This window comes from Rhizobium sp. NLR8a, from assembly GCF_019685235.1.
In the GTDB taxonomy this organism is placed as follows: Bacteria; Pseudomonadota; Alphaproteobacteria; order Rhizobiales; family Rhizobiaceae; genus Rhizobium.
Map to the genome: position 1 here is coordinate 57,769 of NZ_JABDWI010000020.1, position 10,199 is coordinate 67,967.

The window sequence follows — 10,199 nt, forward strand, 5'->3', positions numbered from 1 at the left end:
AGAAATTTAAATAGTTAACGGTTTTTTACCATTGCCTCTGGACAAGGCGAATCACCCGTGATTCTCTAGGTCAGGTTCGGGCGAGCGGCGCGCGAATCACACGAGGGACAAGGCGAAGAGATGATGGACGTGCGGCGGGCAACCGTGGCCGGAGGACGGCTGCGTGTCGATTTTGACGGGCTGAAAGCCTGGCGAAACAGCCTTTCGGGTCATGCGACATCGGAACCGCTCCTTCGTCATCTGCCGAAGGCGGAGCTCATCCTGAAGCGCACCATTCCGGCGCTGATCATCGCCTTCCTCTCCGTCGTCGCCGCCTCGCATTTCTTCGGCATGGCGAGCGAGTATGCCCGACTTGAGGCTTCCGCCCGCCATGCCACAGCACTCTCGGCGTCAACAGCCTCGGCCGTGTTTGCCGATGCGGCCCAGATTTTCGACAGCGGCGATATCGGCCAGGCGCAGACCCGCCTCACCAAGTACCTGCCGCAGGACCGACTGGACAGCGGTGCTTTCGTGCTGCTGGTGCAGGCCAGCGGCAAGGTTTTCGCCGCAACGACCGCCGGGCTCTCGCATGTCGGCAGCAATGTCGGCGATTTCTTCCCGGAGGTATCGGCGATCCGGCGTTTCGGCGATCGTGCCGGCGTCATCGAAACTACGATTGGCGGCGTGCCGCACTATGCTGAGATCACTTTGATGGGCAATGCCGGCGGCTATATCGTCGCCGCCACCTCGCTCGAGGAGATCAGCCAGGTCTGGCGCGAGGAGCTGGCGCTCAACGTCACGCTGTTTGCCGGCATATCCTCGATCCTGCTCGTTATCCTCTACGCCTATTACACCCAGGTGAAACGCGCCCGCGATGCCGACGACATCTTCCTGGAGTCGAATCTGCGCGTCGAGACGGCGCTGTCGCGTGGCCGCTGCGGCCTCTGGGATTTCGATTTCGAGAACCGCGAATTCTTCTGGTCGCGCTCGATGTATGACATGCTCGGCCTGCCGGGATCCGATAAGACGATGGGCTTCGGCGAGGCCGCGCGGCTCATGCATCCGGATGACGGCGGGCTCTACGAGATCGCACGCGCCATCGCCAACGGACATTCCGGCCAGGTCGACCAGATCTTCCGCATGCGCCACGCCGGCGGCCACTATGTCTGGATGCGCGCCCGCGCCCAGGTGATCCGCAGCAATTCCGGCCGCATGCACTTGATCGGCATCGCCATGGACGTGACCGAACAGCATCGGCTCGCCCAGCGCTATGCGGAAGCCGACCAGCGGCTCGCCGACGCCATCGAATGCACCTCCGAAGCCTTCGTGCTGTGGGACAAGAACGACCGGCTCGTCATGTGCAACACCCATTTCCAGCAGGCCTATGGTCTGCCGGACAACGTGCTGGTACCCGGCACCGAGCGCTCCATCGTCAACGCAGCCGCCGCCCGCCCCGTCATCGAGCGGCGGGTCGCCGATGCCGACGGCTCGGGGCGCACGACGGAAGTGCAGCTTGCCGACGAGCGCTGGCTGCAGATCAATGAACGACGTACCCGCGACGGTGGCAGGGTCTCGGTCGGCACCGATATCACGCTGATGAAACGTCATCAGGAGCGGCTGCGCGAATCCGAACGCCGGCTGATGGCGACAATCGGCGATCTCTCCGCCTCGCGTCAGACGCTGGAGCTTCAGAAGGCCGAGCTATCGACGGCCAACGCCAATTACCAGGCGGAGAAGGAGCGCGCCGAAGCCGCCAACAAGGCGAAGTCGGAATTCCTCGCCAATATGTCGCATGAGCTGCGCACCCCGCTCAACGCGATCCTCGGCTTCTCCGAGATCCTGCAGAACCAGATGTTCGGGCCGCTCGGCTCGCTGAAATACGACGAATATGCCCGCGATATCCATGACAGCGGCAAACATCTGCTCAACGTCATCAATGACATTCTCGACATGTCGAAGATCGAGGCCGGCCACTTGAAGCTGCACTGCGAGCGCATCGACCTCGTGCCGCTGATCGAAGAAAGCCTGCGTTTCACCGCCATTCCGGCCGCCGAAAAGAACATCGTCATCGAACAGCGCATCTCGTCGGGCCTGACGCTGACGGCCGACCGCCGGGCGATGAAACAGGTGCTGCTCAACCTGCTCTCCAATGCGGTGAAGTTCACCGACAATGGCGGCCGCATCGCGGTGCGCACGCGCCGCGTCGACGGCGCCGTCTTCGTCACCATCGCCGACACCGGCATCGGCATTCCCCGTTCAGCGCTCTCAAAGATCGGCCAGCCGTTCGAACAGGTGCAGAGCCAATACGCCAAGAGCAAGGGCGGCTCCGGCCTCGGGCTTGCCATCTCGCGCTCGCTGACCTCGCTGCACGGTGGCCGCATGAAGATCCGCTCCCGCGAGGCGGTGGGCACAGTGATCTCGCTGCGTATTCCGGATGATGTCTAAGCTTTCACGGTTTTGACGAATATCTTTCTCACTGCTTTCGAAAGCCGCTTCACCTCTCCCTCAAGGGTTCTGATGTCAGGGCAGTCGCCGGCACGGCAGACGAGCTCGATGAGGCCGGCAGGCGCGTCATTCGGGTCGAACTCGCTCTCGATGCAGAGTCGGATCAGCTGTGAAAGACTGGTGTAGAGCGCAAAGGCTTCCAGGCATGTGTCGAGATCGGCCGCCGACATCAGCCGGTCGCCGAGCAGCTTAAGAGCCTCGCCGGTGCTCTTGCCGTTCACGGCAATCCCGACGCCCCTCGTTGGCGCGATCAACGCCAGGTACTGGGCAATGAATTCGAGATCGATGACGCCGCCGGGGATCTGCTTCAAGTCCCAGAGACCGGATGGCGGCTTTTCCTTGTCGATCAGTTCGCGCATCTCGGCAACGTCATGCGCCACCTTGGCGATGTCGCGATCCGAAGTCAGCACCTCGCGGATAATATGTTCCGCCTCGGCAATCAGGCTTTCATCGCCCGAAATCAGGCGGGCGCGGCTGAGCGCCATATGCTCCCAGGTCCAGGCCTCCTGGCGCTGGTACTTGCCGAAGGCATTGATGCGGGTGGCGACCGGGCCCTTGTTGCCGGACGGGCGCAGCCGCATGTCGACCTCGTAAAGCACGCCCTCGGCGGTCGGCGCCGACAAGGCGGCGATCAATCGCTGGGTAATGCGAGTGAAATAACGCGTCGCATCGAGCGGCTTCCGCCCATCGGATTCGGAAGCCGCGTCGTCATAATCATAGAGCAGGATCAGATCGATGTCGGAACCTGCCGTCAGCTCGAAGCTGCCGAGCTTGCCCATGCCTGAGATGGCGATGCGGCCGCCGGGATAATCGCCATGCGCAGCCCGCATCTCGCTCGTCACGGCATCGAGTGCGGCCGCGACGATGAGATCGGCGAGATGGGTGAAGGCGCGAGCGGCCATTGCGCCATTGATTGCGCCGGTGAGCAGGCGGATGCCGATCAGGAAGCGCTGTTCGGCGGCGAAGATGCGCAGCCGGTCTAGCACTTCCTCATAGTGGCGGGCCTGGGCAAGAGAGCCCTTCAGGCGTTCGCCGAGATAGTCGCGTGTCGGCAGCTCCGCCATCAGGCCTGGATCGAGCATGCCGTCGAAGACATGCGGCTTGGCGGCGATCACCTCGGCCAGCCGGGGCGCCGAGGACATAATGTTGACGATCAGCGACAGGAGCGCCGGATTGCTGCCGAGCAGCGAAAAGAGCTGGATGCCGGCCGGAAGACCCGAGATGAAGCTGTCGAAGCGCAGCAGCGCCTCATCGGCACGCTTGCTTTCGCCGAAGACGCGAAGGAGTTCGGGCCCCAACTCCGTCAGTCTTTCGCGCGCCTCCACCGATTGCGTCGCGCGATAGCGGCCGTAATGCCAGGTGCGGATGACGCGGGAAATGTCGGATGGCCTGGTGAAGCCAAGCTTCTTCAGCGTCTCCAGCGTATCCGGGTCGTCGCCCTGGCCGGTGAAGACGAGGTTTCCGGTTTCGGTGGAAAGCCTGGTCTCCTGCTCAAACAGGCGGGCATAGCGACGCTCGACCGTCTTCAGCACGCCGACCAGCCTTTCGGAGAAGCTCGGCGTGTCGGTAAAGCCCATCATGAAGGCGATGCGCTTCAAGTCGGCATCGGTCTCCGGCAGAAGATGCGTCTGCTCGTCGCGCACCATCTGGATGCGATGCTCGACATCACGCAGGAACCAATAGGCCTCCGTCAGTTCGTCGCGCGTCTGCGCATCGATCCATTTCGCCTTGGTGAGTTCACCGAGTGTCTCCTCCGTCGACCGGCCGCGCAGCGCCGGCATGCGGCCGCCGGCGATCAGCTGCTGCGTCTGGACGAAGAATTCGATCTCACGGATGCCGCCGCGGCCGAGCTTGACATTATGGCCCTTGACCGCGATCGCGCCGTGACCCTTATGCGCGTGGATCTGCCGCTTGATCGAATGGATATCTGATATCGCCGCGTAGTCGAGATATTTGCGGAAGACAAAAGGCGACAGCCCGCGCAGGAATTCCGCGCCGGCCGCAAGGTCTCCGGCCACGGCGCGCGCCTTGATGAAGGCCGCCCGCTCCCAGTTCTGGCCCCTGCCCTCATAATAGATCATCGCCGCGTCGACCGGGATCGCCAGCGGCGTCGAGCCGGGATCCGGACGCAGTCTCAGATCGGTGCGGAAGACATAGCCGTCCGCCGTGCGCTCCTGCAGGATGCGCACCAGCCGGCGCATCATCCTGGGAAAGATCTCGATCGCATCATCCGGGTCGGGCACGATGCCGGCCTGTTCGTCGAAGAAAACGACGAGATCGATATCGGAGGAATAGTTGAGTTCGGACGCGCCAAGCTTGCCCATGCCGAGAACGATCAGGCCAGAGCCCTCACTTGGTTTCGCCGGATCGCGCAGCCTGAGCTTCCCGCCCTCATGCGCCGTGAGCAGCAGATGGTCGATCGCGGCTGCGACCGAGGCTTCGGCAAGCGCGCTCAGCCAGGCCGTTGTCGTCCGGCTGTCGAAGATGCGCGAGAGATCGGCAAGTGCAACGAGGAAAGCGGCCTTGCGCTTGACGATGCGCAGCCTGGTCATCACCATGGATTCCACCGGCGCCGCTCCCTCGCCATCCGGCCGCCATGAGCTTCGCGCCTCGGCGATCAGCGCCTCGATCTGCGGCTCCAGCGGTTTGCTGATGGCGCCGGCGAGGACGGCCGGATCGAGATTGACGATTTCGCGCAGGTAGGGTGACAGCGTCAGCACGGCGGCGACGAAATCGCGCAAAGGCCCCTCCGTCTTCAGCATTGCGGCCACCGTGGGCTCGCTTTTGCTCGCCTCCTGAAGATCGGCCAGCGCCAGCTTCAGCTCCGTCTGGCTCAGCGGACGCAGCAGCCCTTCGGCGACATCCTTCAGGCCATGCGTCGATTTCGTCAGCATGCGCTCTCCCTGGCTCTGCAAAAAAAGAGGCGATTACCTGGAATCGCGGTCGTCGCCTTCGTTCCGGGTTAACTTAGGGTCCCGGCGGAAAACCGCCAATACGCGATTCAGCCTATCGCAATTCGGGACTTCAGGCAGCCTTGGCCGGGAAGATCATGCTGACGGTCAATCCGCGCTGTTCCGGCTTGTCGGGATCAGTGTCGGAGAGTTCCAGCCGACCGTTATGCAGCTCCATGACGGCTTCCACCAGAGAAAGCCCGAGCCCTGTACCCGGCTTTGAACGACTCTCGTCGAGGCGAACGAAGCGCTTCACCACGTCGTCGCGTCTGTCGGCCGGAACGCCCGGCCCGTGGTCAGACACCGACAAGCAGATGCCGTCCGGGCGGCGGGCAAGCTTCAGCGACACCACACCTGCTCCTTCCGTATCGGAGGAATATTTGATCGCATTGTCGAGCAGGTTGAAGATCGCCTGGCCGATCAGCTCGCGATTGCCCTGTACCTCGACACCGGGCTCGACGCTGGCGCTGAGGCCGAGCCCGGCTTCCTCGGCCGCCGGTTCGTAAAGCTCGGCGCTGTCGGAGACAATGGCCGAAAGCTCGACCGGCGACATTTCCGCCGCGACCGATCCGGCCTCGACGCGGGAGATCATCAGCAGGGCGTTGAAGGTGCGGATCAGTTGATCCGATTCGGAAATGATGCCTTCCAGCGCCGCACGCCGTGTGTCGCCATCTGTCATATCGAGCGCATCGGCGGCCTTGTTGCGCAGCCGCGTCAAGGGGGTCTTCAGATCATGGGCAATGTTGTCGGAGACCTGCCGCAGGCCTTCATTGAGCTTCTCTATGCGTTCGAGCATGGTGTTCAACGACATAGACAGGCGGTCGAATTCGTCGCCGGATCCGCCGACCGGCAAGCGCTGCGACAGATCGCCCGCCATGATCTTCTTGCTCGCATCCGACATGCGGTCGATGCGTTTCAGCGCATTGCGGCCGATGCCGAACCAGATGATGATCGCACCGAGCCCCATGATCGCCAAAGCCACCATCAGTGCCTGGCGCACCAGCAGGCGGAAACGCTCGGGATCGCCGAGATCGCGGCCGACGAGAATTCTCAAGCCGTTGTCGAGCACGAAAATGTTGGCGATCGCCTTGTGCCGGCGCTCGACACCGCCGCCGTCCGTATAACGCTGATAGGAGAAGGGAGCCGAGGTCCAGCCGACCTCCTCGAAGACACCGGGCTGCACCGATGCGACGTTGCCGGCGAGAATATCGCCCGAGGGACCGGCAATGATGTAGAGATTGGCCCCGGGCTGACGGGCACGCCGTTCCATCGTGCGCAGCAGAAGGTTCATGCCGCCTGTATCGTAGGCGCGCTGCACCTGCTCCACCTCCTGCCGGACGGCGTCGCGGATCTGGCCTGTCAGCAGCCGTTCCGACATCGCCGTCACATAGAAGACGAGCGTCGCGGCGCAGATGGCGAAGAGCAGAATGTAGAGTGCCGAAAGGCGGACTGCAGTGGACTTGAAGAGAACCCTGAAGCGGCTCATCCCTCATCCTTGATCATGTACCCCGCGCCCCGAATGGTTTTGAGGAGCGGCTGGCTGAAGTCCTTCTCAATTTTCGAGCGCAGGCGCGAGACGTGGACGTCGATGACATTTGTCTGCGGGTCGAAATGATAGTCCCAGACGTTTTCGAGCAGCATGGTGCGGGTCACCACCTGACCGGCATTCTTCATCAGATATTCGAGCAGGCGGAACTCACGCGGCTGCAGCGGGATTTCCTTGCCGCCGCGGCGCACCTCGTGAGAGAGCCGGTCGAGTTCGAGATCGCCGACGCGATAGACGACGTCCTGCTCCGGCGTGCCCTTGCGGCGGCCGAGCACTTCGACGCGCGCCAGCAACTCGCTGAAAGCGTAGGGCTTCGGCAGGTAATCGTCGCCGCCGGCACGAAGGCCGGTCACGCGGTCATCGACCTGGCCGAGCGCCGAGAGGATGAGGACCGGCGTGTGAATGCCCTTGCGACGCAACTCGCTGATGACCGAAAGTCCGTCTCGGCGCGGCAGCATGCGGTCGATGACGATGACGTCGTAGGTGTTCTCCGACCCCATGAACAAGCCGGCTTCGCCGTCGCTGGCGTGATCGGCGACGATGCCCGCCTCGCGAAAGGCTTTCGTGAGGTAAGCCGCGGCTTCGAGATCATCTTCGATGATGAGAATCTTCATGCGGCCGACATTACCCACCGGCTGGGTTTCGGCAAGGCTCAAAGCATCCTGCTGCGGGGCAGCGCTCATCACGATCATCCTTGAAAGGTCAGAAGAAACGAGCCGCGCGGACCTCGGTCCGCACGGCTCCGGTTTTCTTTGCGGATCAGCCCTGGCCGTTGATCGGAAGCGCGACGAAACGGCTTCCTTCACTGGACTGGATCTGGAACAACGCGCGGGTGCGGCCGTCCTTCTTGGCCTGGTTCAGCACCTTGACGACATCGGCGGCGGTGGAGACCTCCTGATTGTTGACGGAGGTGATCTTTTCGCCTTCCTTGATGCCTTTGTCGGCGGCATCGGAGTCGGGATCGATGCCGGTGATCGCCAAGCCCTTGCCGTCATCGGAGGGGCCAACCGTCAGACCGAGATCGGCAAGCGCCTTCTCGGAAGCCGGTGCCTCAGGCTGCTGCGGCTGATTGTTGTTGTCATCGGCATTGGCATCCTTCTGATCGGCCGGCAGCGTGCCGAGTTCGACCGTGAGCGACTGGGCCTTGCCGGCGCGCCAGACCGAAAGCTCGGCCTTGCTGCCCGGCTGCATCGCACCAATGCGGCGGCTGAGATCACGGGCATCCTTGATCGTTTCGCCATTGAGCGCCGTGACGACGTCACCGGCCTTCATGCCGGCCTTGTCACCCGGCGATCCGGGCTGCGGGGCGACAACGAGAGCGCCGCTCGGCTCGGAAAGTCCGATGGACTCGGCGATATCCTTGGTCACCGGCTGGATCTGGACGCCCAGCCAGCCGCGGGAAACCTGGCCATCCTTCATCAGATCAGCAACGACGTCCCTTGCGGTCGAGGCCGGAATGGCGAAGGCGATGCCGACGCTGCCGCCCGAGGGCGAGAAGATCGCCGTGTTGATGCCGACGACTTCGCCGTTGAGGTTGAAGGTCGGGCCGCCGGAGTTGCCGCGGTTCACGGCCGCATCCACCTGCAGGTAATCGTCATAAGGACCGGAACCGATATCGCGGCCGCGGGCCGAGACGATGCCGGCCGTGACGGTGCCGCCGAGGCCGAAGGGGTTGCCGACGGCGACGACCCAGTCGCCGACGCGGACATTGTTGTCGTCGGCCCAGTTGACATAGGTGAACTTCTTGCCCTTGCCGTCGACCTTCAGCACGGCGAGATCGGTGCGCGGATCCTTGCCGATCAGCTTGGCGTCGAGTTCTGTGCCGTCATTCATGACGGCGACGAAGGCCTGACCATCGGAAACGACGTGGTTGTTGGTGACGATGTAGCCGTCCTCGGAGATGAAGAAGCCGGAGCCTTGAGCGACCGGACGCAGACGGCCCTTGCCGCCGGGACCATTCGGGCCGCCCGGACCGTTCTGGCCGAAGCGCCGCTGGTGGCCGCCCTGCTGGTCGTTCGGATCCTGGCCGAACTGACGGAACAAGCGCTTCAGCGGGTGATCGTCGGGCAGATCGTCGAAGCCGCGGCCGTTGAAATCGAAGGCGAAGCCGTCATTGTCGGCGACGGGATTGACGCGGTTTTCGACGCGAACGGAGACGACGGCGGGCGAAACGGCATCGACGACATTGGCGAAGCTCGGCACGGCAGGCGCCTGAACCTTGACAGCTTCAGCGTAAGACCGGGTGATTTCGAGCGGAACGCCGGTTGCGAGCACAGCGGCTGCGATACCGGCGACGGTAGAAGCCTTGAGCACAGTGGCGAGGGACGGACGTCCGTTGAAATTCTTCAGCATTGGAGCACCTTCTCTTGTTCTTAGACCTTCAGACCGGCGACGCCGGATCAGTCGATGACTTAAGATATAGGACGCGGCACCTTACTGCGAACTGTCCGGCCAATGAAAAGTTGGTAATGTTTGTGATCTCTGCTTGCGCGAATCCGAGCCATCGCGACGAAGGATCGCTAGTCAGACGTTACTTATCCAAAAGCTCGCTCAGCCGCGCCTGCTCTTCCGGCGTCAGTTTGCTTCCAGTCGGCCGGCCTCTCCTCTTGCGCGCAAAGACGAGCAGCGACACGCCGCCGGCAAGGATCAGCAGCACCGGGGCGCCCCAGAGCAACACCGTCCTCATGCTGAACCGCGGCTTCAGTAGCACGAACTCGCCGTAGCGTGAGACGATGTAGGTGAGCACCGCCTCATCGCTGTCGCCGTTCCTGATGCGCTCACGCACCAGCAAGCGAAGATCCTTGGCGAGCTCGGCATTGGAATCGTCGATCGACTGGTTCTGGCAGACCATGCAGCGCAGTTCGGCCGATAGCGCCCGGGCGCGAGCCTCCAGCGCCGGATCGGCCAGCACCTCATCGGGATTGACGGCGAAGGCGGAAACGGGTGCGAAGAACAGGAACACGGCGACGAGGAGACGGGAGAAATGCATCATTCCGCCGGCTCCATGGCAGGCGCGGCCGGTTTGGCCTTGGCCTTTCTCCGCGGGGCGCCGACGCGCAGGCGCCGATCACTCAGCGAGACGAGGCCGCCGGCGGCCATGATCAAGGCCCCGCCCCAGATGCACAGGATGAACGGCTTCCACCAGATGCGCACGACGATGCCGCCGTCCTTGGTGGCGTCGCCGAGCGAGACATAGAGCTGGCTGAGGCCGAAGGTCA

At 63.2% G+C, this 10,199-nt stretch carries 7 protein-coding genes; 1 reads left to right on the forward strand and 6 read right to left on the reverse strand.

Annotated features, from left to right (window positions below):
* Positions 1–120 precede the first annotated feature (120 nt).
* Positions 121–2,424 (forward strand): PAS domain-containing sensor histidine kinase, encoded by a 2,304-nt coding sequence (locus tag HJC04_RS30025; RefSeq protein ID WP_210628566.1) that lies wholly within the window; start codon positions 121–123, stop codon positions 2,422–2,424.
* Here the strand turns inward: HJC04_RS30025 and HJC04_RS30030 are convergent.
* From HJC04_RS30030 to HJC04_RS30055, 6 genes are all read right to left on the reverse strand, one after another.
* Positions 2,421–5,378 (reverse strand): bifunctional [glutamine synthetase] adenylyltransferase/[glutamine synthetase]-adenylyl-L-tyrosine phosphorylase, encoded by a 2,958-nt coding sequence (locus HJC04_RS30030; RefSeq protein ID WP_221124542.1) that lies wholly within the window; start codon positions 5,376–5,378, stop codon positions 2,421–2,423. The genes HJC04_RS30025 and HJC04_RS30030 overlap by 4 nt on opposite strands.
* A gap of 130 nt (positions 5,379–5,508) precedes the next feature.
* Complete coding sequence (locus HJC04_RS30035) at positions 5,509–6,921, reverse strand: HAMP domain-containing sensor histidine kinase (RefSeq protein ID WP_210628568.1); 1,413 nt, start codon at positions 6,919–6,921, stop codon at positions 5,509–5,511.
* On the reverse strand, positions 6,918–7,673 hold the full coding sequence (locus HJC04_RS30040) for a response regulator transcription factor (RefSeq protein ID WP_405047691.1): 756 nt from the start codon (positions 7,671–7,673) through the stop codon (positions 6,918–6,920). Before HJC04_RS30040 ends, HJC04_RS30035 begins: the two co-directional genes overlap by 4 nt.
* Before the next feature lie 67 nt (positions 7,674–7,740).
* Complete coding sequence (locus HJC04_RS30045; RefSeq protein ID WP_210628569.1) at positions 7,741–9,333, reverse strand: Do family serine endopeptidase; 1,593 nt, start codon at positions 9,331–9,333, stop codon at positions 7,741–7,743.
* Between the two features lie 178 nt (positions 9,334–9,511).
* Positions 9,512–9,973: a cytochrome c-type biogenesis protein gene (locus HJC04_RS30050; RefSeq protein ID WP_221147751.1), complete on the reverse strand. Its 462-nt coding sequence runs from the start codon at positions 9,971–9,973 to the stop codon at positions 9,512–9,514.
* Positions 9,970–10,199, reverse strand: a 230-nt coding sequence (locus HJC04_RS30055; protein WP_311044476.1) for a cytochrome c-type biogenesis CcmF C-terminal domain-containing protein, incomplete at its 5' end; no start/stop codon positions are given. The genes HJC04_RS30055 and HJC04_RS30050, both read right to left, overlap by 4 nt.

Coding starts and splice junctions, on each gene's coding strand:
- HJC04_RS30050 (WP_221147751.1), bottom strand. CDS start 9,973: ATGATGCATTTCTCCCGTCTCCTCGTCGCCGTGTTCCTGTTCTTCGCA.
- HJC04_RS30040 (WP_405047691.1), bottom strand. CDS start 7,673: ATGATCGTGATGAGCGCTGCCCCGCAGCAGGATGCTTTGAGCCTTGCC.
- HJC04_RS30035 (WP_210628568.1), bottom strand. CDS start 6,921: ATGAGCCGCTTCAGGGTTCTCTTCAAGTCCACTGCAGTCCGCCTTTCG.
- HJC04_RS30030 (WP_221124542.1), bottom strand. CDS start 5,378: ATGCTGACGAAATCGACGCATGGCCTGAAGGATGTCGCCGAAGGGCTG.
- HJC04_RS30045 (WP_210628569.1), bottom strand. CDS start 9,333: ATGCTGAAGAATTTCAACGGACGTCCGTCCCTCGCCACTGTGCTCAAG.
- HJC04_RS30025 (WP_210628566.1), top strand. CDS start 121: ATGATGGACGTGCGGCGGGCAACCGTGGCCGGAGGACGGCTGCGTGTC.